This window comes from Segatella copri (assembly GCF_026015465.1).
GTDB lineage: Bacteria > Bacteroidota > Bacteroidia > Bacteroidales > Bacteroidaceae > Prevotella > Prevotella copri_E.
Map to the genome: position 1 here is coordinate 314210 of NZ_JAPDUQ010000003.1, position 26051 is coordinate 340260.

The following is a 26051-nucleotide window of genomic DNA, read 5'->3' on the forward strand; positions in this document are numbered from 1 at the left end:
ATTATGAATTTTTTGATGTGCAAAAATAGGTATAAAATCTAGATTTCCAAAATAAATTCTCTCATTTTAAGTCTTTTATACTTATATTCGTGATAGGAATCTGGTTTTTATGAACCCTTGGCAGTAAAAAGTGCTATGAAAATTTGGAGGTTACATAAAAACATCGTATTTTTGCATTAAAATAGTTTGAATAATGAGCAAGTATAATTTTAATATAGACAATTATCATGCTATAGGGCATGCTGATATCGAAATAGAGGGTATCACAGTTATCGTGGGTAGCAATGGCTGTGGAAAAAGCACTATGTCCCGTTGGTTGTATTATATCGTTAATACATTGTCAGTGTTAGACAGCTTCTTTTTCTCTGATTTCAGAGATGTGATTATCAAATCATTAGAGAAATATTCTAATGCGCTGGATGATATCTCAAATTATCTGGATGATGATAAAAAACGATTTTTTGACCATACCTTATCATTAATGACAATGGTAACATTGAGTAATGGTGGTGTGGAGAAGCTCGATTTTTATTATAAAAGAGCGATTGGTTCACTTGATGACATGCTGGTTAACTTTCTTCAGAAAGAGCAGAATCCTCAGCAGATGCGTCGAGTGCTTAATCTTTTTGGGATTACTGAACAAAATCATGTTCATGAGGATATAGAACGAAATTCCATTCAGTTGTTTTCTGAATATCTTCAGAAATATGAAAACAACAAAAAAAATCGTCCCATCAGTTACTTGAAAGAGAAAATCGCTTCTGTATATCGGGAAAAGGATGGCTTCCCTGCCAGCATAAGCTTTAAGGAAGATGAAGTGGAATTGCTTGTTGATAGACTTGGAAAGATATATAGTTTAAATAATGCCATATATATAGGAACACCAGCAGCTATTTCTCTTCGTCAATCAGATAGGGTTCTGATGACTTCCTTGGCACATAAAGTGGTTCACGTAAATGAAAAAGGAAGTGAGATTACCGGCAAACAGGAATTACTTCATTCTATTAATAAAATGATAGATGGTTCTATTGTAGAAAAGGAAAATTTCGATGCTGTTGATTTAGTTTATCACAGCAACAATGGTAAGGATATTAGAATTGAAGATATAGCATCGGGATTCAAACCGCTGGTTTATATGCTTCGTCTGATAGAAAACGGGTGGCTGACAGAAAACACTTTGTTGGAGATTGATGAGCCTGAAACAAATCTTCATCCACAATGGGTGGTTGAGTTGGTGCATCTTCTTGTTCGCATCAACAAAACATTTGGAACCAAGATACTCATCACGAGTCACAATCCCGATATGGTATCGGCTATCAGGTATATCTCTGAAAAAGAGGGCTTGTTGAATACTACTCGCTTTTATCTGGCAGAGCAAAGTGAAGGTACAGATTCGTTCTACTATAAGAATTTGGGTTGTGACATCGAACCTGTATTTGAATCATTCAATAAATCTTTTGATACTCTTCTGAAATACGTAGAGAACTATGGCGAAATTTAAGATTGGCAATTATCAGGGAATCAAGATTGATTGTTGGACAGCAAAAGATTTAGTCGGCTTGCATCATTTGATGAAGCAGGAGGGATGCCCAAATTCAGAAAATCTTTTCTCTGACACAGATAAGGCAATAGAACTTGATGATGTTCAGAGACGAATTTCTCAAAAACATCATGCTGATAAGAAATCTTCTGCAGATATGCTATTGCATGTGAATGATAAGAGATTACTTTTGGCCGATGCAAAATTCCGACTAAGCAATACCAGGAATTTGGATTCAAAGTAGATAGCAAAAAAGGTTAGTGAATCAAAGGCAATGGTTACTTCTAACTATTCTTTTGATAACAGTTTCTATGTTTTGCTGACAAAGAAAGCTACAACTCCTTCCAATTTAAATAGGCTTAGAAGAAATGTAGGAAATAATCCAAATTATCAATTTATGGATGCCGTTGAATTTCATAAACTGTTCGAGGATTAGTGTTTGAACTCCGTTCCTGATGTCTTGAAAACTCAGAAACGGAGTTTTTTATAACTTTTTTCTGTCTTTTTTTCTAGTATTATGAATTTTTCTCCATCCATTTATTATAGGAAATATTCTCCTCTTTACACTTATCCTTTGCTTCCGCCTGATTCTTCGGATATCCGATGATGAGGGTGTTGAGCGGAATCATCGTCTTGGGCAGATGCAGCAGTTGCTGTATTCCCTCGTATCGTTCTTTCAGAGGATAGAGGGCTGTCCATACACCGCCGAGTCCCAGGCCGTGAGCCATCAGCAGAATGTTCTTCGTGGCTGCCGAACAGTCTTGAATCCAGAACTTCTGCTCTGTGCCTTCCAGCGTCTTGTCCAGGCATCCGCAAACCACGATGGCGAGCGGTGTCATGTCTGTATAGCTTCTCACCGATGTACGGCTCATGATATTTTCAAAAATCTGATTCTTTTCCATCATTGTTTTTCTGTGTGAGTCTTATTTTTTAGGCGAATCATAGCATTCCATAAGCCAGTCGAGCACATATTCTTGCTTGATTCCATCATGAAACTGGACGGGGTCGTTGTCCAGGGTGAGCAAATATTTTGGAAAATTGTCGGAGATGGACTTCAGGGGTGCCAATTCTCTCTGCATCGTGGTCTCATCCCTTACGCTGAGCGATACCTGATAGTATGCCTTGTGTTCACCAATGATTACCACGAAGTCTATTTCTGCATCACCGGCTTTGCCTACATAGATTTCTCCGCCTCGTCGTGCTAGTTCCAGATACACGATGTTCTCCAGTACGTGCCCCAAGTCGCCACCTTTGGTGCCATTGATGACTTGGCGCAGACCTACGTCGGCAAGATAAAGCTTCTGTCCAGTCTTCAATAGCTGCTTACCCTTGGCATCATATCTCTGTACAGGGTAGAAGATATAGCTGTCGGTGAGGGCAGAGACGTAGTTTTCTATCGTATGAGATGTAGTCTTTCTTCCCAGCGAGGTCATGGTATCGCTGATGCGCTTGATTACGGATATGTTGCCTATATTGTCAGCAAGGAATCTTACCACACTTTGCAACATCATCACATCGGTTATCTTCTTGCGGCTCACCACGTCTTTCAGTACGATGGTGTTGTAGAGACCTGACAGGTATTCACGCACCATCTCTCGGTCTTGGCTGATTTGGGGAATGTATGGGAAGGAACCCAGTTCGATGTATTGGCGATAGGCGAGCTCTCGGGAAGTATGGGCAGGCTGCGTCTGCATGAATTCTCGGAAGGAGAAAGGGAAGAGCTTGATTTCGATGTATCTTCCGGTGAGCAGGGTGGCTATTTCGCCAGAGAGCAGGTAGGCATTGCTGCCAGTAACGTAAATGTCTACGTTGTCTAGCAGGAACAGGCTGTCTATCACTTTCTGGAAATTTTCTACCATCTGTATCTCGTCAAAGAAGAGATAGTTCATCTTGTCTGGGCACAGGTTCTGCTTTACGTGCGCGTACAAAATTTTATAGTCGAGGAACGGTTCGTTGTCGAGATCCTCGAAGTTGAGGTCCTGTACTTGTTCTTCGGATACTCCGTCCGAGAGAAGTTTCTCCCTAAACATCCTCAGCAGCGATGACTTGCCACAGCGTCGTATGCCTGTTACTACCTTGATGGCCTTCTTGTCTCTCCATTTCTCCAGGAGATTCATGTATTCTTTGCGCTCTATCATATTCTCTTTATGTTCTATTTATTCACTTTGCTATTCATTTTGCATTCTATCTTGATTGCTAAAAATGAAATGCGCTGCAAATATACGAAACTTTTTCAAGAAATTTGCAGTGTATTGCAAATTTCTTGTGTTTCTGAGTAAAATTTGCAGTGCATTGCAAATTTTCTTTCTGTAAAACTGATAACACATTCTGTAATCTGTATATCCGAGAATCTGTATTTATTTAGTTTTATTGCCCGATACATCCTATAGCTTTTATTGCCCGATACATCCTATAGTATGCGTATATATAAGCCGATGTAGTGGTTATCATACTGATGAAATTCATGCTGGTGATGGCTGCCTGCTGGGTGTTACCTGCCAGATAAAACACTGCAACAGGGAGTATATTTGAGCATATCAGCCATACCATGAAAACCAGGATAAGGGCTATGCCCAGTTTGCGCATGTTGCCCCTGTGCTTGCTGCACAGATGACAGCCGGCTACCAGGGAGGCGATGACGGAAATCAGGCCCATCGTGCTTTCTGTCCAGGTGAGTATGGAAGCCATTTGGGTAATCTGTCCGTTCTGCATCATCGTTACGAGATGAAGATTGAAGCATTGACCCAGGATGAATGAGAGCACATAGTAAAGTACCATCAACTCGCTGCAGCGTCGTAGCAATTTTACGCCTGCCGGTAGCGTGTAGCGGAATATTCCCCATAAAGCTAGAGGGGCGAGCTGCAAGACCAGTTGCTTGATGGTAAACAGGATGGGACTTATTGGAATCAGGATGGGACTTGTTCTGAAGAATAAGCCCGCTTGTCTGCAAACAGAAAATGCCAGCGAAAACAATGCGAAAATGCAATATGCATACATGGCATATTGTGCAATGCGATTTATATCTATAGAATAACTTTTTCTTTCCATAATTCTACGTTTGATGATTTTATAAACAGCTTATCTTGCATAAAGCCATTGCAAAGATACGAAGTTTTTGGGAAATTCTAGCAAAATAGGTGGAAAATGTTTGGCTATTATGATATATACTTGTTAAAAGAATGGCGGAGAGACCGATAAAAACTCTTAAAAATCATAACGTATCTTCTTGAATACCAGTATTTGTTGTTATCTTTGCACGGTATATACTAATAACGCTACGTGGATAAATACTAATAGTGTTACATGGGTATATACTAATAGGAATATAAGTTTAATCATGAATCATATGAAGAAGATTTTCTTAGGATTGGCAGCAGCACTGATGTTGACTGCCTGCAATGAGAGCAGACAGCCGGAGGCAACAACCAGCGTTGACTCTGCAAGTGTGGTAACCGATTTGATGATGAGTCGCAGAAGCATCCGTGCTTACAAGGATTCCGTCATCAGCCGCGATACCCTGAACGAGATTCTGAAATGCGGCATCCATGCGCCAAACGGGCAGAACCTGCAGTCGTACGAAATCAGAGTGATAGATTCTCCTGCTCTCATCGATTCAATCACCCAAGCCGTGGTAAAGGATAATCCTAAGATAGCAGAGCGCAAGGGCTTCAAGAACATCTTTGTGAATGCTCCATGCGTGGTTTGCATCGCCTACGATACTACTTATGATATGGCGCAGATTGATTGCGGTTTGCTTGGCGAGAACATCATTCTTGCAGCATGGTCAAGGGGCATCGGTTCCTGCTGCCTGGGCAGTTCAGCCCGCTGGATACTGGATTCACCATCAGCCAAGCCTTACCTCGACCGCATGGCATTCTCCAAGAATTACAAGCTGCTCTACTGCATCGCCCTGGGTTATCCTGACGAATCGCCAGAGGCAAAGCCAAGACGCCAGGAAATGATTAAGTTCATGGATTAAGATAAATGAAGGTTGATGTCCTGTTTCAGGACATCAACGTTTCCCTCCATAACCCAACAAAAAAAGCATGGCGCAAATCACTGCGCCATGCTCCAATAAAAGAAAGCCTTATAGTCAAAATAGAAATTAGCGATTCTAATTCTTATTCCGGTACTAATCTTTTTCTAGTACTTTGCATTCTGAGGATCAAAGTTGGTCCAACCGCTCATCCAGTTGGTGCTGCCATCGAAGGCTCCGATGTAGGTTACGGTGTCGAAACCTGTCCAGCCGGCGAAACTTGCGGCACCAAGCAATGGGCTTCCTGCGATAGGAGTATAGCCATCTGCACCAACCAATGAAGTCCATGAATCAAAATACTTGTTGCTCTGCTCTGAGAAGAAGAAGGTATTGCTGTATGACTTCTGATTCTTGTCGAGATCCTTCTTGTTGGCTGCATCATAGAGGTAATCCTCATACTTCTTGTTGGCATCAGTACCAACGGCATCCATACCTGCGAAATATACATTCTGAAGCTTGAATTTGCCTTCCTTGGCATTCTTCACGGTTTCACCCTTCTCACCATCAACAATCAAACCGATAGGCCAGCCTAAGGCCACTGAGTTGATGCAGTTTAGGTTAGAAGAACGGCGAATCTGCATGGCTGACTGGAACTTGCCGAGAGCTGAACCGTTGTTTGGATTGTATGCTCCGGCAGTAATATAATCTGTGGTGTTCTGGAACTTAGAATCCAATACCTTAGGACCTACGAAGGTGATGTTAGAGAAGGTTGCCTTGGTACGAGGGGCCACGGTAGCACCATCGGCGCAGTTGTCGCTCTCGAAACCGTTGCTCTGAGAGGTATCGGCTATCTTGCTGTCGCGCAGAGAAAGACCATACTGCACCTTTCCTGAGAAACCGTTATCTGTATCGAAATCATCATCCCAGCCCTTGTAGGCTACGAGATACTTGCAGTTTACTGTACCGCCAAACCACTCGAAGGAATCATCATTGGAATAAGATACCTGAACGTGGTCAATCTCTGTGCCTGAACCTACAGAACCGAGAGTCAAACCATTAATCTCCTTATCCTTCTGGAATGGATAACCGGCAAACTCGATGCGTACATAACTCAAGGCTCCTGAGTTGTCAGCATCATCTGCGCCACCATGCTTGGTACGAGGACCACCCTCTATCTGCTGCTCAGTCTGGTTGTTCTTAGCCTTGCCGCAGAGAATGATGCCACCCCAGTCGCCAGGCTTTCTGCTGCCGGCAGCCTCTTCAGATGTAAAGACGATAGGCTCTGTGGCTGTACCCTTGGCGATGAGCTTGCCGCCACGCTCTGCGATGAGTGCCGCCTTGGTTTGCTTGTCGCCCTTGATAATCGTTCCCGGTTCGATGGTAAGCTCAGCACCATCTGCAATATATACCCATCCCTTGAGGAGATAAGTGCCTTTCTTCAAAGTCTGCTTGCCTGTGAAAACGAATTCCTGGTCGCCGTTGCCAATCTGTGTTCCGTTGGCGTTTTCCTTGTCATCTGTTCCGAAGAGGATGTGGTCGCAAGCCTTCAAGCCGCCATTGGTTGTCCACTTGTAAACTACTTCTGATCCAGGATTTGGAGAAGGAGTTGGATCGTCATTGTCACTGCTGCAGCTGCTCAACATGGCAGATGCTGCGAGGATGCCCATGCATCCTAAAAAATACATCTTGTTCATCATTGTTTCCTGTTTTATTAAACAAACATCTATTATTATCTTTCTTGAAATTCTACGGATAGTCTCTAAAATTTATAGATTGCCTGCAAACCGATGTTTCTACCCGGCTTGTAGCATCTTGCTATTTCTTCTACTTCCTTCTTGCTTCCGTCGCTATACGTTACATCAGCAAACTGCTTGTAATATATCTTTTCAGCAAGAAGATCTCTTACGTTGAGCTTCAGTTCCAGATGCTCGCCGAATTTCTTAGCCAGCGAGAAATCGATGGTGTTGCGAGGCATCTCGTAGCTGTGAGGCACTCGGGAATTGGAGTCATCGCCTGTGCTCCCCTCGCTTCTGCCCACACCGATGATTCGCTTGCCTATGCGGTTGTAGAGCAGGGCGATATCCATCTTTAATGGCGCATTCTTATAGAAGATGCCGGTGTTGATAAGGTATGGCGACTGACCCTGCATCGGTCTGTCTTCTTCCTTCGCTCCCTTCTCAAACTGAACCTTGCTCTTGATGAGGGCACCGTTAAACGACCAACTGAAATCCTTCAATCCTATGAATCCGAGATTCTTTCTGATATCCAGCTCCACACCATAGTTGTTGGCACTCTTTGCATTCTTGTAAGAGTAAATCAAGTCAGTGCCACCAGCCACCGTATAGGTCCACTCGATAGGAGAATCGAAGTGCTTGTAGAAGACTGCCAGCGAAATGAGCTCTCCACGGGATGGATACCACTCATATCGCAGGTCGAGGTTATCGACATAACAGTTCTTCAACTCAGTGTTTCCCTGCACATTGCTGGCAAGGTCGAAGTCGTAATACACCGACGACGATACTTCACGGAATTCTGGGCGGTTAATACTGCGGCCATACGAAAGTCGCACCTGGTGCTGGTCGCTAATCTTATATGTTGTATTGAGAGATGGAAAAACATCATCGGTCTTGTAATGACGGCTCGATTCACTCTTCTCGTAGTCACGGGAATTGGAGATGAGTTCCATTTCATTATGCTCGAAGCGGACACCGGCGTGGATGCCGAGTTTGCCAAAGGGGAGAGACAACGCCAGGTATCCGGCGCCTAAGGTGTTGTGTCCGCGGTAGTTATTGCGCATCTGCTTTTCCTCCAGAAGATACAGCTTGTCGTAACCCATGTTTGCCTCGCTGGAGAGCAGGGTTGGGATGTCGCTGTGGCGGAAGTCGGATGGCATGTTGTTATCTGAAACATTCCAGTTGTAGATAAAGTTGCGGGTCTGGTATTCTCGGCTGCGATACTCCCCATAGGCACCCACCTGTAAGTTTGGCTCAAAGTTGCCAAACTTGAAGTGGTGCTTGTCATTTACACCAAGAGAGAGAATGTGTTCGTCGAGTTGAGTCCACTCGCGGGATATGTCGTTGCCGGTGCTCAGGGCATAAACGCCCGATTCAAGAGCATCGTCGATGAGGTATCTACGACGGTCAGGCAAATGACGGTTGGCATACGCATACCCGATGCTCCAGTCAAGGGCATCGCTAGTGAAGGTGTGCTTGCCGGTAAGCTGACCGTTATATGTAGTTCTACTGCGGTAGTAATACTCTGCGCTTCGCTCCAGGTTCGACTGGGCACTCACGCCATCACGCCAGGTATATCGGCTGGTAGCCAACTGGTTGAAGATGTTCTTGAGCTGATACTTGTGATTGCCGTCCTTGGAAAGGAAGGTGAAGTTGAGCATTGCTCCGAGTCTCACGTTATTATTATACTGGTCGTCAACAGAGTGACGAAGATAGTTCGGCTTGTCGTTTGCCGCATCATAGATGCCATAGAGGTTGTTCTCCATGTTCTCGTAGGTGCGGTATTCGTTGGTATAGTTCATGGCGGCGAGCATGCCGAGTGTTCTTCCGCCGAGCATCCAGCGGCGGTTGAGGCTTGCTGCCAGTTTCAGGTCACCCAAAGGCTTCCTGTTCTTGACAAGCCAATCGTTGTTAAGCCCGTTTCCCAGGAGCGAAGTAGCATAATCGCCCACCGGCTTTCCGTTGGCATCGAGCTGCGGATTCAAGGCAGCTTGGATGCCCCCATTCAGGTTTCTCAAGCCATTGTCGAACCCAAGGAAATCGGTTCCGGAACCTTTTGAGTAAGAAAAGTCCTTGAAGGCAGAAGATGTATTCCAGTTTCCGCCCACGGCGATATTGAAACTGTTTTCTGCCGGAATCTCCTTGGTGTTGACGATGATGAAACCGCCTGAGTAATCTGCGGGATATTCAGCCGTTGGTGACTTCACGATGGTGAGGTTGTCGATTTGCGAACTTGGGATGATGTCGAAGGAGAATGCCCTGGAATCAGCCTCCGAGCTTGGCACAGCTCCACCGTTCACCCATACATTATTATAACGCTGCGACAAGCCACGAACTATCACGAATTTATCATCGATGAGGCTCACGCCTGGCACTCGGCGTATCACTTCACCCGCATTCGTATCCTGAGTACGAGATATTTCCTGTGCCGAAACATTGCTCACGATGACGGGACTGTTTTTGGCCACCTGTATCATTGCCGCATCCGTATTACGCCTTTCCACAGCGGTAATGGTCACCTCGTTCAGCTGCTGTTCATCAGGTTGCAAAGCGATGGTCAGCAATGCTTTCTCCGAAGCATCATTCTTCGAGGAAGTATCCTTCTTCGAGGAAGTATCCTTCGAAGAAACGATAGCCTTTCCATCTATCCACTTTCCGCCCTTCAATTGAACCCCGTCAATTTTTTGAGTTTTGTATCCTACATATTTTATATATAAGGTATAAGTACCATCTTTGAGATTTTGGAGCGAGAAGTTTCCGTCGATGTCAGTCACTGCTTTGATACCATCCTTCTCTTGGGTAGCATTCTTGCTCCCATTTCCAGGCACGGCAGTGATGACCGCTCCGATGAGTGTCTCTTTCGACTTTTGGTCGATGACAACACCCTTGATGTCTTGTGCCCACATCGGTGTGATACCGGCAGCGAGCAATCCTAATCCAATAATTCCCCTTTTTGTGTTCATAACTGAATACCTTTTTGTTTTCTCAATCAAAATACCTTTCTGATTTCGTTTGCAAAGGTACGATGGTTATATTACAGGTCGATTTCTTTCCGATTGAAAGATGTTTGCGATACTGATACAATGGTGTTACGAGCCATATTTCCTTCCAGACAAGGAAACTTTTGATGATTCTTTCCTTCTAAAAAGGAAATAATTGCCGATTTCTTTCCTTTTTAGAAGGAAAGTTTGTATCTTTGCGCCAAAAATAAGAAAGAAGATATGGAATTACGTAATACTTTTCAATCCATCATAGCCTTGCATCAACGAGAATTTCCGTTGGATTTGCAAGCAAGAGAGATGCAACTTTCTTTGGATGGAGGTCGTATCGTCACGGTCACAGGCATCCGCCGTTGTGGCAAGTCCTCGCTTTTAGGCTTGACTATCAATCGTTTGCTGGAAAGTGGTGTGCCTAAGGAGCGCATTCTCTATGTCGGTTTTGATGATGAGCGTTTTCTCTCCATGGCACCAGAGAATTTCGATGAACTTTTACAGGCTTATCGGGAGATGTATCCTATGATACCTCTCCAGGATGTCTATATGTTTTTTGACGAGATACAACTGGTGCAAGGTTGGGAACTCTTTGTGCTCAGAGTGTATAAGAACTATTGCAAGTATATCTTCATCACGGGTAGCACTGCCAAGATGCTCTCCGAGGAGATGGCTTCCGCTTTGCGTGGATGGCCAGATGAATATCGTGAGTATCCGTTGAGTTTTGAGGAATATCTGAGTTTTAAGGGTGTTGAGGCAGATAAGTATAGCGAAGAAGGCAAGGCAATGATGGCTTCTGCCTTTAGAGATTATTGTGAGGAAGGTGGATTCCCGGAGGTAGTGCGTGCCAAGAGTAGGTCGGAGAAAGTGAAGATACTCCAGTCTTATTTCAGCACGATGCTCTTCCGTGATATGATGGAGCATTACCATATCGGAGCATCTTCCACTGTGGTGAGATACTTTTTGAAACGAGTGATGAACAATCTCACCAAACCAACCAGTGTCAACAACATCTATAATGACTTAAAGTCGCAGGGATTGAAAGTTTCCAAGGATTCCTTGTATTTGTGGCTCGACTATGCTTGCAATATCTTCTTGTTTCGCAAGGTGCAGAAATATACCAAGTCGCTAGTCAAGCAGAGTTCTGCGCCATCCAAGTATTATATGGCAGATATTGCCATGCGCAATGCAGTGTTGCTCCCTGAAAGTGAGGATGCCGGCAAGGCTCTTGAAAACATTGTTTACCTCAACTTGGAGCGCAGTTTGGGTGAGGAAGACAGAATCACCTATTTCTGTGATCAGAAGGAGTGTGATTTCGTAGTACAACGAGGTGAGCGAGTTTCGGAGTTGATACAGGTATGTTGGGCTTTAAACGAAGAGAACTTGGAACGAGAGGTAGGTGGACTTCTGGCTGCTTCTGTTTTTACAGGATGCAGGCAATGCAGAATTTTAACTTTCAATCAGCAGCAAACGATAGAACGTGATGGCATCAGGATAGAGGTGCTGCCAGTATGGGTGTAATGATTCGAATCAAGAAAAAATATTCTTAGTCTCCGATCAGTCTGCGATAACCATACAGAGTTTGAGTACGTTTTCCTCGAAGTGCTCCTTGTCTATAGTATTGTTCTTGAGGATGGAACGGTAGTTATATACGGTTTGTGGCGAATAAGACAGAATGCCGGCAATCTTTGAACTTTCAGTGATGCCTAATCGTAACAGGGCACACACACGAAGTATAGGGGGCATTTCTCCATTCTCTTTCAGTTGGATGTGAGCCGATTCTGTGAGTTGCTGGTTCAGTTCGTTTACAAAAGTTGGGTACAGAGCTAGGAAAGACTTGTCGAATTCTGTCAAAAACTCCTTGTTTTCCCTTTCTGTACTTGATGAGGAAGAGAGGAGACTCAGCAGTTCCTTGCTTTGGTTGGCCTTGATCTTTCTTACTGCCAATGTTCGTAGCTTTTGGTTCCTCTCTATATTCTTATAGCTCAGGTCAATATATACCTTTACCAATCTCTCGCGTTTCTGATTGGTATTCTTCAATTCGTCGTTGATGAGATGCAATTGTTCATTTAGAATTTCCATTTTTGCCGACGTGGCTGTGATTTCATCTTTCTTTTGTTTCAGAAGCCTGTTCTTCTTGCGGATGAACAGACTGCTAATACCTACTCCAAGTAGGTGCAGGATAATGACCAACAGGGCGATGTTGAGCAATCTGTTAGTTGTTTTGATGTCATCTGTATAGGCATTGGTAATCATCTGCAATTTGGATGAAATCTCAATGCGGCGCAACCGGTTGTTGTATGCATAAGCATCTTCCAGGGATAGGTTGATGTATTCCTGGGCTTTGTTCAGACTTCTGGTCTTATGTTTGTAGATGAAGAGTGCGATGTTTTGCAGGGCTACGTTTTCTTTTGTGGCAGAAGTGATGTCTGAGATGGCTGCAACCAGCAGGTAATGTTCCGTCAGTTTCTGGTTGTTGGCTTTCTGGTATACTTCGGATAGGGCAAAGGCGGTCATGGCATGGAGACGGCTGTCCGGCTTTTCCATACTCAGTGCTTTTTTGTAGTATTGGATGGTCTTGTTATTGTTGGAATGATTGCTGTAATAGTAAAACTCTCCCAGCAGGTAGTAATAGAATGCATCTTTCTTTGTCGACAGTTCTAATGTTTTCTTCAGGTATTCCACTTTCTGCTGGTCGTAAATCTTGCTGAATTCATTGTTTTCACAATAGGTTGACCAGTTGTTGTATAGTCCGTAAAGTGTATAATAGTATTGAAACTGATAGTCAAGCGGATCTTCTTCCTTGGGTTCTATCTTCTGCATGATGTTTTTTGCTTCAGCATAGAATCCACGTGTGATAAGCAGGCTGGTTTGGCTAAGTTGGAATCTTTTAAGATATAAGATGTTGTTGCTCTTTTGGGCAAGAACAAGGCCTTTTTTTACGTAAGTCATCGCCGAATCATACTCGTAGGCTTTGTATCCATTGGCGAGTTGCTCGTAAAGCTTGAGCTTGTCCTCGTTGCTGGTTACATATTTGGCACCCTGCTTGATGTCGTTCAGACTTTTCTCTTTTACTTCTACATAATGCGCACGTTTTTCCAGGGCAGCATCCAGCTGTTTGTAGAGTTGGCTGTTGTCTGCTTTTGCGCATAGTGGTAGTAGTATCAGTAGTACGATAGTTATAAAATGTCTCATGTTTCTTATGTTTTAAAGATTCTGCTGCAAAAGTAATAAAAAACTTTCAGAATCTCGCATCTACTAACGTGTTTTTTTGAAAATCTTTAATTTGCTGATATTCAGCCTGATAAATCGGATAGTAGATAATGGTAATCTACCAAAAACCTACTAATCGCAACAACCTATTGAATTTTGACGTATTTTTGCGGCATCAAACAATTTTAATCGTTATAAACCTATAGATTATGGATAAAAACAACCTTTCAAAGAAAGTAGGTCTGCTGTTAGCAGGATGCTTTATTACTTTTAATGCTCTTGGTCAGACAACCATTAAGGGTCAGGTGCTAGATGCTACAGGTGAACCTGTCATAGGTGCCAGCATTTTGGTGAAAGATACCAAGAATGGTGCAGTGTCCGACTTGGATGGTAACTACAAGCTTGACAATGTTAAGGATGGTGCCGTCCTGGTATTCTCTTATCTGGGCTACCGTACCCAGGAAATTCCTGTAAAAGGAAATCATGTTATCAATGTTTCGCTGAAAGAAAACGACGAGGTGCTCGATGAGGTGGTTGTCGTTGGTTATGCTGTGGGCAGCAAGCGCACGGTGTCGGGGGCTGTTGATCGCATCAAGAAAGAAGATATGAACAAGGGTGTGGTAACCAGTCCTGCCGAGGCCTTGAAGGGTAAGGTTGCGGGTGTTATCATTTCTCAGGCTGGCGGCGACCCTACCAGTTCGCCAAGCATTCGTGTTCGTGGTACTTCTTCTCTTTCAGGTGGTAACGACCCGTTGGTTATCATTGATGGCGTCTTTGCTGATATGACGATGTTCAATTCCCTGGCTCCTGGCGATATTGAGAGTCTCACCATCCTGAAGGATGCTTCTGAGACTGCCCAGTATGGTTCACGTGGTGCTTCCGGTGTCATCGTTGTTACCACAGCCAAGGGCAAGTTGGGCTATTCCAGCCTGAGCTACAATGGCCAGTTTGGTGTCAATACAGTCTATAAGAATCTGGATCTGATGTCGGCTTCAGAATATCGTGAGACTGCCAAGTCTTTGGGTCTGACCTATACCGATATGGGTGGCGATACCAATTTCCTTGAGGAGATTGAGCGCAATGTGGGTCTCACCCAGAATCATAATATTTCTTTCTCTTCTGGTACAGACACTTCCAGTCTTCGTGCTTCTCTGGGATTCGTTCTCCGTCAGGGTGCCTTGAAGAATTCTGATATGAAGAATTTTACAGCAAAGCTGGATGGAACCCAGTATCTCTTCGACAAACATCTGAAGCTGGAACTGGGCATATTCGGTTCTCAGCGCAATAGCAATATCCAGTATGATATGCACAGGATGTTCTATTCTGCTACAGCCTATAACCCTACTTATCCTAATGTAAGAAACGACAAGGGTGAATGGGATGAGGACTTGCTTGCCAGTGAAGTCTGGAATCCGCTGGGATTGCTCGATATTGATGACTTCTACAAGGATGCCTCTGTCAATGTTCATGGCAAGGCAACGGTCAACATCATCGACGGACTCACTGTAAGTGCCTTTGGATCATACAATTATTGGAACCGTGACAATAAGTTCTATATTCCTAACAATATCCAGATGGGTAAGCTGAACGGTAACGGATGGGCTTATATTGCCAATACCAACCGCAAGGACTATATGGGCAACGTCATGGTGAATTTCTCCAAGGATTTCGGCAAGCATCACATTGATGCCTTGGCTCTGATGGAGGGACAGAAGTACACCTACGACTGGAACTCACAGGAGGCACATGGATTTGATACCAATTACTTCAAGTTTAATAACATGAAGGCTGCTGCCAATGTGAGCTGGGGTAATCTGCAGTCTAACTACACCGAATATACCCTGAGTTCTTATATGGCTCGTGTCAACTATATGCTGGCTGACAAATACATCGCTACCGTCAATGTTCGTACTGATGGTTCTTCTAAGTTGGGTAATGGTCAGAAGTGGGGCTGGTTCCCTTCTGCTTCCTTGGCATGGGTAATCAGCAATGAGCCTTGGATGAAGAAAATCAAGCAGATAGACAATTTCAAGATTCGTGCAGGATATGGTGTAACCGGTAATCAGGATGCCATCGATCCTTATACTTCTCTCGCCCTGATGGAGCCTAATGGTGTAACTACCGTCAACGGCGCAACAAGTACTACTTTTGCGGTTACCTCCAACAGCAACCCTGATCTGAAGTGGGAGGTAAAGAAGACATTTGATGCCGGTTTCGACCTGTCGATGTTCAAGCAGCGTCTCAACGTAACCTTCGACTGGTACACTTCTGAGACTTCAGATATGCTTTATACCTATACGGTGCCGGTGCCTCCTTTCACTTACGACCGTCTGTTGGCTAATATGGGTACCATGACTAATATGGGATTTGAACTGGCTGTTCGAGGTGACATCATCAAGACAAAGGACTTTACCTTCAATTCCGGTGTGAATTTCTCTTATCAGAAGAACAAGCTGAAGAAGTTGAGCGGTACCTACAAGGGACAGCCTATGACAACGAGCGAGCATATCTCTGTTGCCACCGTAGGTGCGGCTGGTCTGGTGCATAACAATGGCGTAACCTATCTCATTGAGGGACAGCCTGTAGGTGTATTCTATCTGCCTCACTGCACAGGTATCGATGAGAAGGGACAGTATATCATCGAAGACCTTGATGATAATGGTACCATTGATACGGGTGACAGTGGCGACCGCAAGGTTTGCGGACAGGCAATCCCTAAGTACTTCCTCGGTTGGGATATGGGCTTCAAGTACAAGAACTGGGATCTGACTATGCAGTTTAACGGTGCTTTCGGTCATAAGATTTACAATGCTACCTCCATGACCTTGAACAATATGAGTAATTTCCCAACCTATAATATCCTGAGCGGTGCACAGCATCTCAACAATGGTAAGGGAATCCATGATGTTCAGATTTCTGACTACTGGTTGGAAAAGGGTGACTATATGAACTTCGAATACGCTTCTCTGGGCTACACCTTCACCAAGGATATGCTCAAGTGGAAATTCATCAACAACATTCACCTGTCGTTGTCGGTCAACAATATCTGTACTCTCACGGGTTACAAGGGCTTGACTCCAATGATCAACTCTGCAACCATCAGTGGCGACAATCTGGGTGTTGACGACAAGAACATCTATCCTCTGAGCCGTACTTATACTCTGTCGCTCTCAGTGAATTTCTAAATGTTTTCACATAGAATAGATAACAAGTTCTAATTAAGAATTACATTATTAATATATAAAGGATTACAGTTATGAAACAATATATTATAGGCTCGATGCTTCTTTCATCGATATTACTGGCTAGTTGCTCACTGGATGAGACTCCACGAAGCAAGTTTTCTGAGAAGGAGGCTTTCAGTACCTCTAAGCTGGTATATGTAAACACAGTGGCTAACGTATATTCTTCCATCGGCAATGGATTGTATGGAAGTGATGGTGGTTCTGTGCATACCTTCCAGGAGTTCTCTTCTGATGCCAGTATGATTCCTGGTCGCCAGGGTGACTGGGTAGATGGTGGAGCCTGGCAGAACATTTTCCTTCACAACTTCGAGTCGTCTGTAAGCAAGTATAACGATGTGTGGAACAACCTGTATCGTGTCATCGGTCTTGCCAATTCTTCTATCGACCGACTCAACAAGTACCTGGGTGAACATCCGGAGTATGCTGGATATGTATATGAGTTGAGAGCCCTTCGTGCTGTCTATTATTACTATGTGATGGATCTCTTCGGACAGGTGCCATTGGTTGTTTCTTCTGAGGTGAGTGCTAACGAGGTGAATCAGTCCAACCGCTCTGATGTCTTCAAGTTTGTTACTTCTGAATTGGCTGAATGCATTCCTCATCTTTCAGACAGTAAGAGTCAGAACGAGGGTGAATATTATGGCCGTATCACCAAGGCTGTGGCATATATGTGTATGGCTAAGTGTACCATCAATGCACCGGTCTATACCATCGATGATACCAATCCAACCAGCTACAGTGCCTTTGTAGGAACAGACAAGAGCGGCAAGGCTACTGCCAGCGAGGAGCAGGGAAAGACTGTTTCTGAAATGGGCAAAAATATAAACATCACTTTGGATGGTGAAACTCGCAATGCGTGGGAAACAGCAGTCTATTGTGCCGACCAGATTGCCAGTTTGGGTTACCGCCTGCAGCCTAGCTATGCAGATAACTTCATCGTAGCCAACCAGAATTCCGTGGAGAATATCTGGACCCGCCCAAATGATTGCGTCAACTATAAGATAGATGATTACAACATCGTGCGCACCCTGCATTACAACCATGGTGGTGCCATCGGTTACCAGGGCTGGAATGGAGCCTGCTCTTCCAAGCAGCAGATGCTGGTATATGGCTATGGAACGGCTAATCCGGACCCTCGTCTGAAACTCAACTTCTATACCGACAAGGATTATATGGAAGAAACGGGCAAGGCTGTAGAGGATGGTGCCACAGGCAAGGATCTTGAGTATATGCCATTGGCTGTAAAGGTAGATTTCACTGCTACCGATGACCCTCATGCCATGAAGTGTTCCGGTGCCAGAATGAAGAAGTATGAGTTTGACAAGTCCACTACCCAGCAGTTTAGCTTCAACAACGACCTGGTAATCTGGCGTTATGCTGATGCCTTGCTCCTGAAGGCTGAGGCTGAGTATCGTATGGATAATAAGGCTGAAGCTCTCACAATTGTCAATGAGGTTCGTGGCCGTGTTGCTGCTACACCTCGTACAGAACTTACGCTCAATGACATTCTGGATGAACGTATGCTGGAACTGGCTTGGGAGGGAGTACGCCGCCAAGATCAGATCAGATTCTGTACCTTTACAGAGCCTACTGCAGACCGCTTCACGGGTGTGACCCACAATGCTTCTGCAGGTGATTACAATGATGATACGCAGGGCTATACCATGGTTTATCCTATCCCTTATGCCGTGCTCAACTTGAACAAGAAACTCCACCAGAATCCTGGTTATACCAAGTAATGGTTAGCTCCAATGAGGAAACATTTCTCATTGGAGCGTACCAAGGAAAATCTTAATTTTATATGAATTCGGTATTGAATATTATAAACAAAAAACAAAATAATATGAAAAAACTCTTTTTGCTCGCAAGCCTTCTGATGGCTTTTGGCATCTCAGCAGATGCAGGAGACATCACTTCTCCTAACGGACAAATCAAGGTGAACTTCACCTTGGATGGCACTGTGCCTACCTATAGTGTGACCTATCAGGGCAAGACCATCATCAAGCCTAGCCGTCTGGGTTACAAACTCGCCAAGGGCGGTAAGGATGGCAAGGACCTGCTTGCCGATTTTAGTGTTATCGATGAGAAAACTTCCACTTTCGACGAGACCTGGACTCCTGTTTGGGGAGAGAACAAGTCGATCCGCAACCATTATAATGATATGCTGGTAGAGTTGAAGCAGAATTCTACAGACAGTTATATGAACGTTCGCTTCCGTGTTTATGACGATGGAGTAGGATTGCGCTATGAGTTCCCTCAGAAAGGCAGTCTCAACTACTTTACCATCAAGGAAGAGCGTACAGAATTTGCCATGACGGGCGATCATACCGCCTGGTGGATTCCGGGTGATTACGATACCCAGGAATATGAATACACCAAGACTCGTCTGTCTGGCATTCGTCCAGCCTTGCATGCTGCTGTCAGTGGCAATCTCTCACAGACCGTCTTTTCGGATACCGGTGTACAGACTTCACTCCAGTTGAAGACAGATGACGGTATCTACATCAACCTGCATGAGGCTGCCCTGGTAGATTATCCAGCCATGCATCTGAACCTGGATGACAAGACCATGACCTTTACCTCTTGGCTTACCCCTGATGCACAGGGTATGAAGGGATATGTGCAGACTCCGTTCAAGAGCCCTTGGCGTACGATGGTCATTACAAATGATGCTCGCAAGGTATTGTCTTCCAACCTGATTCTCAATCTCAATGAGCCTTGCAAGATTAAGGATACCTCCTGGATTCATCCTGTAAAGTATGTAGGTGTATGGTGGGAGATGATTTCCGGTAAGGGTGAGTGGGCTTATACCCATGATTATCCTACCGTGAAGTTGGATGGAACCGACTATGTACATGCCAAGCCATCGGGCAAGCATTCTGCCAACAATGCCAATGTACGCCGTTACATCGACTTTGCTGCAGCCCATGGTTTCGATGCAGTCCTGGTAGAAGGATGGAACATCGGTTGGGAAGACTGGAGTGGCTATATGAAGGAAAAGGTATTCGATTTCCTGACTCCATATCCTGATTTCGACATCAAGGCGCTCAATGAGTATGCGCATTCCAAGGGAGTGAAGCTCATCATGCATCATGAGACCTCTTCTTCTGTGATGAACTATGAGAAGTATATGGACAGAGCTTACCAATTGATGAAGGATTATGGCTACGATGCTGTAAAGAGCGGTTATGTGGGCAACATCATCCCTCGTGGCGAGCATCACTACAGTCAGTTGGAAATCAACCACTATCAGCATGCCGTAACCCGTGCTGCCGATTATCACATCATGGTAAATGCCCATGAGGCTGTGCGTCCTACCGGTCTCTGCCGCACTTATCCTAACCTGATTGGCAACGAGAGTGCTCGCGGTACTGAATATCAGGCTTTCGGAGGTACCAAACCGGGACATACCGCCATCTTGCCTTTCACCCGTCTGCAGGGTGGTCCGATGGATTATACACCGGGTATCTTTGAAATGGATTGCGCCAATGGTTCTCATTGCAACTCTACCATCTGCGGTCAGTTGGCACTTTATGTAACGATGTACAGTCCATTGCAGATGGCTGCCGATTTCCCTGAGAATTACGAGAAGCACATGGATGCCTTCCAGTTTATCAAGGATGTGGCTGTAGATTGGGACAAGTCTATCTATCTGGAGGCTGAACCAATGGAGTATATCACCGCTGCCCGCAAGGCAAAGGGTTCTGATAACTGGTTTGTCGGTGGCGTTACGGGCATGAAGGCTCATCAGTCTACCGTAAAGCTCGATTTCCTCGAGAAGGGCAAGAAGTATATGGCTACCATCTATCAGGATGCAAAGAATTCCAACTACAAGACCAATCCTCAGGCTTATGTCATCACCAAGAAGACTGTAACCAGCAAGTCTGTCTTGAAGTTGAATTCCGTTGCAGGTGGTGGATTCGCAATTAGCCTTCTTGCACAATAAAAAGCAGGATTTGAAGTTATTATTGGAGAGAGAATTTTCTTGAATTAATAATGATGCTCATGAAAAGAATGAATAAAATGTTGTTGGTTGCTGCCTTGGCGGCAACCACACTTTCTGCTCAGGCAGAACAGAAGAAGGGACCGGCTTGGTTGAGTGATGCACTTTTCTATCAGATTTATCCATCTTCCTATATGGATACTGATGGCAATGGTATTGGTGACCTGCCGGGTATCACTTCCAAGTTGGATTACATCAAGTCGCTGGGTGTGAACGCCCTCTGGCTCAATCCGATCTTTGAGTCGGGATGGTTTGATGGTGGCTATGATGTCATCGATTTCTACAAGGTAGATCCTCGATTCGGTACCAATACCGATTTGGTTACATTGGTCAATGAGGCCCATAAGCGTGGCATGAAGGTTTGTCTCGACCTGGTGGCAGGACATTCCAGCACCAAGTGTGCCTGGTTTAAGGAGTCTTCCGAGAAAGATCCTAACCAGCGTTACAGCGACTATTATATCTGGATGAACGATATTCCTGAGAGCGAGAAGAAAGAAATAGAAGCCCGTCATCAGGAGGCAAGTCCGGAGTCTAGTACCCGAGGCAGATATGTGGAGGCGAATGCTCCTCGTGCCAAGTATTATGAGAAGAATTTCTTCGAGTGCCAGCCTGCCTTGAACTATGGCTTTGCTCATCCAGACCCAAATCATCCTTGGGAGCAGAGCGTAGATGCACCTGGCCCACAGGCTGTTCGCAGGGAAATACGTAACATCATGGCTTTCTGGTTTGATAAGGGTGTGGATGGATTCCGTGTTGATATGGCGTCATCGCTCATCAAGAACGACCCCGACAAGAAGGAGGTTTCCAAACTCTGGAAGGAGATGCGTGCATGGAAGGACAAGTACTATCCTGAGACCGTCCTGATTTCAGAGTGGGCTAATCCGCAGCAAGCCATTCCTGCCGGCTTCAACATCGATTTCTACATCCATTTCGGTCTTAAGGGCTATGCCTCTCTGTTCTTCGACCGCAAGACTCCATGGGGCAAATGGGAGCAGAGCTATCAGAACTGCTATTTCGACAAGCAGGGCAAGGGTTCGCTTAAGGAATTTAGCGAGAACTATACCAAGGCATATAATGCCACCAAGAATCTCGGCTACATCGCTGTACCATCTGCCAACCACGATTACCAGCGCCCTAATATCGGTACCCGCAATACGCCAGACCAGTTGAAGGTGGCGATGACCTTCTTCCTCACCATGCCTGGTATTCCGTTTATCTATTATGGTGATGAGATTGGTATGAAGTATCAGATGAATCTCCCTAACAAGGAGGGTAGCAATGAGCGCTCTGGTACTCGCACTCCGATGCAGTGGACCAAGGGCAAGAATGCCGGCTTCTCAACGAGTGCGCCTGATAAACTCTACTTCCCTGTAGATACGGAAAACGGAAAGTTGACCGTTGAAGCTCAGCAGGGAGATCAGAATTCTCTGTTGTCATATACCCGTAAGCTGACCGCTTTGCGTCATTCAGCCAAGGCTCTTGACAATGAGGGAGATTGGAAGCTTTTGAACCAGAAGAATCAGGAATATCCGATGGTATATGAGCGCACTTTGGGTGATGAGAAGTATGTTGTTGTCGTGAATCCTGGTGCCAAGGCAGCCTCTCTCAACATCAGCTCTGTAGGTGGCAAGGCAGTTTCTGTTCTTTCTACAGGCAAGGTTGTATATAAATCAGGCAAGAAGACCGATGCTATCAAGGCTTCAGGCATTAGTGCCGCCGTATTCAAGGTGGCTAAGTAACCTGTGAACATGATTATTGCTAGCTTTATTAAATATCAGAATCCGCATGGCTCTCTGGGCTGTGCGGATTTTTTATACCGATTTTTCTTTTTAATAACTAAAGATATTTAAATATTTAACCCGATATTTGGCGATAAATAAAGAAATAACTATATTTGCAGCATGATTACGGAATATGGTATAGAGGCAAAGTCTAATTCTGAGATTATATCTGAATTAGGAGGACGATTCAAGCAATATCGTCTGTTCAGCAATCTCACTCAGAAAGAGGTGGCTGTAAAGGCTGGTGTGAGCATTTTCACCATTAGCCAGTTTGAAAAAGGCGAAGCTAAGAACATAGGTTTTGGCACTATTCTTTCTCTGTTGAGGAGCATTGGATTCCTGCAGGAAGCAGAGAAACTCTTGCCGCCGCTGCCAATGTTGCCTAGCCAAGTGAAGAAAATGAATGAAAAGAAGGAAAGGGTAAGACATGAAAGATAATGTTGTGCAGGTGATCCTGATTCGCATTTCTATCGTAACCATGAACTTACGGTTCTTGGCAAGCGAAAGAATATAACGAAGCAGGATTTGATGCTTTTTGCACAAAGACAGGATATCAGAAATGCTTCTAGTATCATAGAAGAAGTGGAAGACGTAGTGATGAATTTCAAGTCTTATGCCGAAAAAGTGGAAATCGATGAGCACTGGATACGCAAAATTGAACGGGTTTTGGAAGAAATCCGTAAGTAAGCGATTTCATCAGGCAATATTTTTAGCCCCCTTACTCCTTTATTTCTTTCATGTTTGCAGGATTATAGGGAGTCAACTGCTGCATCTCCTGCTCTGTTGCTTCAGGCAAAGAAGGTATCTTGTTTCTGATGCAGAAATCGGTAATGGCGGCAGCTGATTCTTTGGGAGTAGAAGAATCCGGTTTGATGGATTGCTTCTTTTCTACATACTCCTTTTCCGTGATATATAGCTCGGTAATCACATGGATGAGTTGCTGCTGCTTGTCTTTCTTATGAGAGAAAAGATAGCTGTTGTCAGATTTCTGGAAGAGCAGGTCCTTGAAGGAATAGTAATCTTCAGGACTTATCTGATAGGCTTCCACCACATGGTCGTAGATATCTGTCTGGGTATAACCGAAAAGCTGGTGCGTCAGATTCTTGTAGGTAGGAAGCTGGTTGATTTCTATCTGACAGATGTTCCGGGTGCTGTCCGTTTGAATACTGCCTATTGTCTGCTGATTAAGCTGAATGAGTTGGGTACCCAGAGAATCTTTCAGCTGATATTTCTTTCGATATTGCTCAATAAGTGTCTTCTCTTCCGGCCAAGGTCGGAAGGTTCCTTTGTCGCTGACCATGAATGCTCGCTTTTTGTCTTCGGAAACGAGTCGGCTGTTGTGAAGATTTCTTTTGGAATAGGCATTGAGATCCGTCTTTCCATTCTTCAGGTTGATGTAATACTCCACGATGCCGTCGTTGAAGTATTTCATTACAGAGTCGTTGGTCTGGTAACTGCGATAATATCCCTTGAGTCTGATGAAGTGAGGACGATTCCCTGTTACGTTCACATCCTCCAGTTTCTGTATTTTTGTGATATGTCCAGGCATCTTCTCTTCCTTGTTCTGTGCCATGAGACTGGTAGGAAGGAAGAGGAGAAGCACAAACAGATATTTCATATAATGATGATGTTTCATATTGATGATGCTTTAAAAAGAATACTTAATGATGTGTTTATATGAGCTGTTGCTTCTACAGGGAGGCTGCGCAGTTCTTCCTCAACCACATCCCGAAGAAGCGGTCGTAGATGATATAGCTGCCATTGTATTTGTAGATTTATATCCGTAGATAACAAATGAGTTATTCAGCTGTTCCATAACGTTTTATAGCTATTTCATGTTTTATGTTACATGTTTTATGTAATGCAAAGGTAGTAATAATCTTTTGGGTAAGAGATATATTAGTAAGAACTTTATTACTAATTAACTTTTTACTAGTTATACTGATGTCCGCGAATTCAACAAGCATGTGTAAATATATGAAATGCCTCAACCATACAGGGCGAAATCTGTTATTATTTAGGTTAAAACTGTAAGTAAGTAAACGATTTCATATAATTATAATAAGGAATCGTGTGGTTATTGCTTTTCTTTTTGTATCTTTGCAGCCGTTTGGCAATTGTGGGTACCAAATCATACATAAAGGAAAAATATCTAATAATAAATAAGAAGTAATGACTACACTTACAATTTCTATTATTGTCGTTTTCGTGCTCGGCTATGCTCTCATTGCTACCGAAAGCTTGACAAAGGTTAACAAGGCTGCGATAGCCTTGTTGATGTTGGTAGGTTGTTGGACCCTCTACATGGTGGATCCAATGCAGTATCTCCAGTTGATGCACCCTGACTATACAGGCGGTGCTGCTGGAATGGTGGAGAAGGTGACCGGAATCATTCAGGAACATCTGGGCGATACCGCCACAACACTCTTCTTCCTGATGGGTGCGATGACTATCGTGGAAATCGTTGACCAGAACGGCGGATTCAACTGGGTTCGCAAGGTGATGAAGACCAAGTCGAAGCGTGCGCTCCTCTGGCGTATCGCTGTCCTTACCTTCTTCCTCTCTGCAATCCTCGACAATCTGACCACCAGTATCGTGATGATCATGATTCTCCGAAAGCTCGTCACCGACCACAAGGATCGCATGGTTTATGCATCCCTCGTCATCATCGCAGCCAATTCGGGTGGTGCTTTCTCACCAATCGGCGACGTTACCACCATCATGCTCTGGAACAAGGGATTGATTACTGCTGCCGGCGTTATCGCCGAAATCTTCATCCCGTCTGTGGTTTCCATGGTGATTCCTGCCCTCATCCTTCAGACCATGTTGAAGGGCGAACTCGTGATGCCTGAGGTTTCTGCCCAGCAGAATGCATCGGTCAGCGATTTCACCGAAGGTCAGCGCAAGGCTGTGTTCTGGTTGGGAGTAGGCGGTTTGATCTTCGTGCCTATCTTCAAGAGTATCACCCACTTGCCTCCATTCGTAGGAATCCTCCTGGTATTGGGCGTTCTCTGGACTGCTACCGAAATTTTCTATCGCGGTTTGCATCGTGGAGCTGATGCCGAGGGCACTCAGAAGCGAGTAACCAAGTTGCTTTCTCGTGTTGATATGAGTACCATCCTCTTCTTCCTCGGTATTCTGATGGCTGTTTCCTGCCTGGCTGAGATTGGCGTATTGACTGCTTTGGGTCAGGGCTTGAACGTCGTATTCGATGGCAACCACTACCTCGTAACTGGTATCATCGGTGTGCTTTCAAGTATTGTTGACAATGTGCCTCTGGTAGCCGGCTGTATGGGAATGTATCCTGTGGCTGCTGCTGGTGATATGGCTGTGGATGGTGTCTTCTGGCAGTTGCTGGCCTACTGTGCCGGTGTCGGTGGTTCAATGCTGATTATCGGTAGTGCCGCTGGTGTGGTAGTAATGGGCTTGGAGAAGATAACCTTCGGCTGGTATATGAAGCATATCTCCTGGATAGCTTTCGTAGGTTATCTCGCAGGTATCATCAGCTACTGGTTCATCCGCACCTTCCTTTATGCTATCTAAAGGATAATACTTTTTCTCTTACGTGAA

At 44.6% G+C, this 26051-nt stretch carries 17 protein-coding genes; 10 read left to right on the forward strand and 7 right to left on the reverse strand.

Translation table 11 applies throughout. From position 1 onward, the window contains the following. Positions 1–193 precede the first annotated feature (193 nt). Positions 194–1501 carry an ATP-binding protein gene (locus tag ONT08_RS12420; RefSeq protein ID WP_264960073.1) on the forward strand — a complete coding sequence of 436 codons (1308 nt, stop codon included), beginning with the start codon at positions 194–196 and terminating at the stop codon, positions 1499–1501. Next, complete coding sequence (locus tag ONT08_RS12425; RefSeq protein WP_254974181.1) at positions 1488–1784, forward strand: hypothetical protein; 297 nt, start codon at positions 1488–1490, stop codon at positions 1782–1784. The genes ONT08_RS12420 and ONT08_RS12425 overlap by 14 nt, the downstream gene beginning before the upstream one ends. Before the next feature lie 271 nt (positions 1785–2055). Here ONT08_RS12425 and ONT08_RS12430 read toward each other — a convergent pair whose 3' ends face one another. From ONT08_RS12430 to ONT08_RS12440, 3 genes are all read right to left on the reverse strand, one after another. Next, the gene (locus ONT08_RS12430) at positions 2056–2445 is read right to left on the reverse strand and encodes a nitroreductase family protein (protein WP_254974182.1); all 390 of its coding nucleotides are present in this window, start codon (positions 2443–2445) and stop codon (positions 2056–2058) included. 18 nt (positions 2446–2463) lie between these two features. Further along, the gene (locus ONT08_RS12435) at positions 2464–3678 is read right to left on the reverse strand and encodes an ATP-binding protein (protein ID WP_117586384.1); all 1215 of its coding nucleotides are present in this window, start codon (positions 3676–3678) and stop codon (positions 2464–2466) included. A 229-nt stretch (positions 3679–3907) separates the two neighbouring features. Next, on the reverse strand, positions 3908–4588 hold the full coding sequence (locus ONT08_RS12440; RefSeq protein WP_264960074.1) for a hypothetical protein: 681 nt from the start codon (positions 4586–4588) through the stop codon (positions 3908–3910). A 298-nt stretch (positions 4589–4886) separates the two neighbouring features. Here ONT08_RS12440 and ONT08_RS12445 point away from each other — a divergent pair, with 298 nt between their 5' ends. Then, positions 4887–5519 carry a nitroreductase family protein gene (locus tag ONT08_RS12445; protein WP_264960075.1) on the forward strand — a complete coding sequence of 211 codons (633 nt, stop codon included), beginning with the start codon at positions 4887–4889 and terminating at the stop codon, positions 5517–5519. Between the two features lie 164 nt (positions 5520–5683). On the opposite strand, the gene ONT08_RS12450 is transcribed toward ONT08_RS12445, so the two are convergent. Next, positions 5684–7213, reverse strand: a complete 1530-nt coding sequence (locus ONT08_RS12450) for a hypothetical protein (protein WP_264960076.1) — start codon at positions 7211–7213, stop codon at positions 5684–5686. Between the two features lie 62 nt (positions 7214–7275). After that, positions 7276–10212: a TonB-dependent receptor gene (locus tag ONT08_RS12455; RefSeq protein WP_264960077.1), complete on the reverse strand. Its 2937-nt coding sequence runs from the start codon at positions 10210–10212 to the stop codon at positions 7276–7278. Positions 10213–10470: 258 nt separating this feature from the next. On the opposite strand from ONT08_RS12455, the gene ONT08_RS12460 reads away from it, so the two are divergent. After that, positions 10471–11760 (forward strand): ATP-binding protein, encoded by a 1290-nt coding sequence (locus ONT08_RS12460; RefSeq protein WP_264960078.1) that lies wholly within the window; start codon positions 10471–10473, stop codon positions 11758–11760. A gap of 36 nt (positions 11761–11796) precedes the next feature. Here ONT08_RS12460 and ONT08_RS12465 read toward each other — a convergent pair whose 3' ends face one another. After that, positions 11797–13434, reverse strand: a complete 1638-nt coding sequence (locus ONT08_RS12465) for a DUF6377 domain-containing protein (RefSeq protein WP_264960079.1) — start codon at positions 13432–13434, stop codon at positions 11797–11799. A 227-nt stretch (positions 13435–13661) separates the two neighbouring features. Between ONT08_RS12465 and ONT08_RS12470 the strand changes: the two genes are divergently transcribed. From ONT08_RS12470 to ONT08_RS12490, 5 genes are all read left to right on the forward strand, one after another. Beyond that, complete coding sequence (locus ONT08_RS12470; RefSeq protein WP_264960080.1) at positions 13662–16637, forward strand: SusC/RagA family TonB-linked outer membrane protein; 2976 nt, start codon at positions 13662–13664, stop codon at positions 16635–16637. Between the two features lie 71 nt (positions 16638–16708). Beyond that, the gene (locus ONT08_RS12475) at positions 16709–18436 is read left to right on the forward strand and encodes a RagB/SusD family nutrient uptake outer membrane protein (RefSeq protein WP_264960081.1); all 1728 of its coding nucleotides are present in this window, start codon (positions 16709–16711) and stop codon (positions 18434–18436) included. A 104-nt stretch (positions 18437–18540) separates the two neighbouring features. Beyond that, positions 18541–20643 carry a glycoside hydrolase family 97 protein gene (locus tag ONT08_RS12480; RefSeq protein ID WP_264960082.1) on the forward strand — a complete coding sequence of 701 codons (2103 nt, stop codon included), beginning with the start codon at positions 18541–18543 and terminating at the stop codon, positions 20641–20643. Positions 20644–20711: 68 nt separating this feature from the next. Then, positions 20712–22439 carry an alpha-amylase family glycosyl hydrolase gene (locus ONT08_RS12485; protein ID WP_264960083.1) on the forward strand — a complete coding sequence of 576 codons (1728 nt, stop codon included), beginning with the start codon at positions 20712–20714 and terminating at the stop codon, positions 22437–22439. Between the two features lie 162 nt (positions 22440–22601). Beyond that, positions 22602–22919, forward strand: a complete 318-nt coding sequence (locus ONT08_RS12490) for a helix-turn-helix domain-containing protein (RefSeq protein WP_006848442.1) — start codon at positions 22602–22604, stop codon at positions 22917–22919. A gap of 280 nt (positions 22920–23199) precedes the next feature. On the opposite strand, the gene ONT08_RS12495 is transcribed toward ONT08_RS12490, so the two are convergent. Further along, positions 23200–24117, reverse strand: a complete 918-nt coding sequence (locus tag ONT08_RS12495) for a hypothetical protein (protein WP_264960084.1) — start codon at positions 24115–24117, stop codon at positions 23200–23202. Between the two features lie 536 nt (positions 24118–24653). Here ONT08_RS12495 and nhaD point away from each other — a divergent pair. Further along, positions 24654–26024: a sodium:proton antiporter NhaD gene (gene nhaD, locus ONT08_RS12500; protein WP_264960085.1), complete on the forward strand. Its 1371-nt coding sequence runs from the start codon at positions 24654–24656 to the stop codon at positions 26022–26024. Positions 26025–26051 lie beyond the last annotated feature (27 nt).

What these genes read in the sequence shown, in the direction of transcription:
- ONT08_RS12420 (WP_264960073.1), top strand. Translation starts at nt 194, where the DNA reads ATGAGCAAGTATAATTTTAATATAGACAATTATCATGCTATAGGGCAT.
- ONT08_RS12425 (WP_254974181.1), top strand. Translation starts at nt 1,488, where the DNA reads ATGGCGAAATTTAAGATTGGCAATTATCAGGGAATCAAGATTGATTGT.
- ONT08_RS12430 (WP_254974182.1), bottom strand. Translation starts at nt 2,445, where the DNA reads ATGATGGAAAAGAATCAGATTTTTGAAAATATCATGAGCCGTACATCG.
- ONT08_RS12435 (WP_117586384.1), bottom strand. Translation starts at nt 3,678, where the DNA reads ATGATAGAGCGCAAAGAATACATGAATCTCCTGGAGAAATGGAGAGAC.
- ONT08_RS12440 (WP_264960074.1), bottom strand. Translation starts at nt 4,588, where the DNA reads ATGGAAAGAAAAAGTTATTCTATAGATATAAATCGCATTGCACAATAT.
- ONT08_RS12445 (WP_264960075.1), top strand. Translation starts at nt 4,887, where the DNA reads ATGAAGAAGATTTTCTTAGGATTGGCAGCAGCACTGATGTTGACTGCC.
- ONT08_RS12450 (WP_264960076.1), bottom strand. Translation starts at nt 7,213, where the DNA reads ATGATGAACAAGATGTATTTTTTAGGATGCATGGGCATCCTCGCAGCA.
- ONT08_RS12455 (WP_264960077.1), bottom strand. Translation starts at nt 10,212, where the DNA reads ATGAACACAAAAAGGGGAATTATTGGATTAGGATTGCTCGCTGCCGGT.
- ONT08_RS12460 (WP_264960078.1), top strand. Translation starts at nt 10,471, where the DNA reads ATGGAATTACGTAATACTTTTCAATCCATCATAGCCTTGCATCAACGA.
- ONT08_RS12465 (WP_264960079.1), bottom strand. Translation starts at nt 13,434, where the DNA reads ATGAGACATTTTATAACTATCGTACTACTGATACTACTACCACTATGC.
- ONT08_RS12470 (WP_264960080.1), top strand. Translation starts at nt 13,662, where the DNA reads ATGGATAAAAACAACCTTTCAAAGAAAGTAGGTCTGCTGTTAGCAGGA.
- ONT08_RS12475 (WP_264960081.1), top strand. Translation starts at nt 16,709, where the DNA reads ATGAAACAATATATTATAGGCTCGATGCTTCTTTCATCGATATTACTG.
- ONT08_RS12480 (WP_264960082.1), top strand. Translation starts at nt 18,541, where the DNA reads ATGAAAAAACTCTTTTTGCTCGCAAGCCTTCTGATGGCTTTTGGCATC.
- ONT08_RS12485 (WP_264960083.1), top strand. Translation starts at nt 20,712, where the DNA reads ATGAATAAAATGTTGTTGGTTGCTGCCTTGGCGGCAACCACACTTTCT.
- ONT08_RS12490 (WP_006848442.1), top strand. Translation starts at nt 22,602, where the DNA reads ATGATTACGGAATATGGTATAGAGGCAAAGTCTAATTCTGAGATTATA.
- ONT08_RS12495 (WP_264960084.1), bottom strand. Translation starts at nt 24,117, where the DNA reads ATGAAACATCATCATTATATGAAATATCTGTTTGTGCTTCTCCTCTTC.
- nhaD (WP_264960085.1), top strand. Translation starts at nt 24,654, where the DNA reads ATGACTACACTTACAATTTCTATTATTGTCGTTTTCGTGCTCGGCTAT.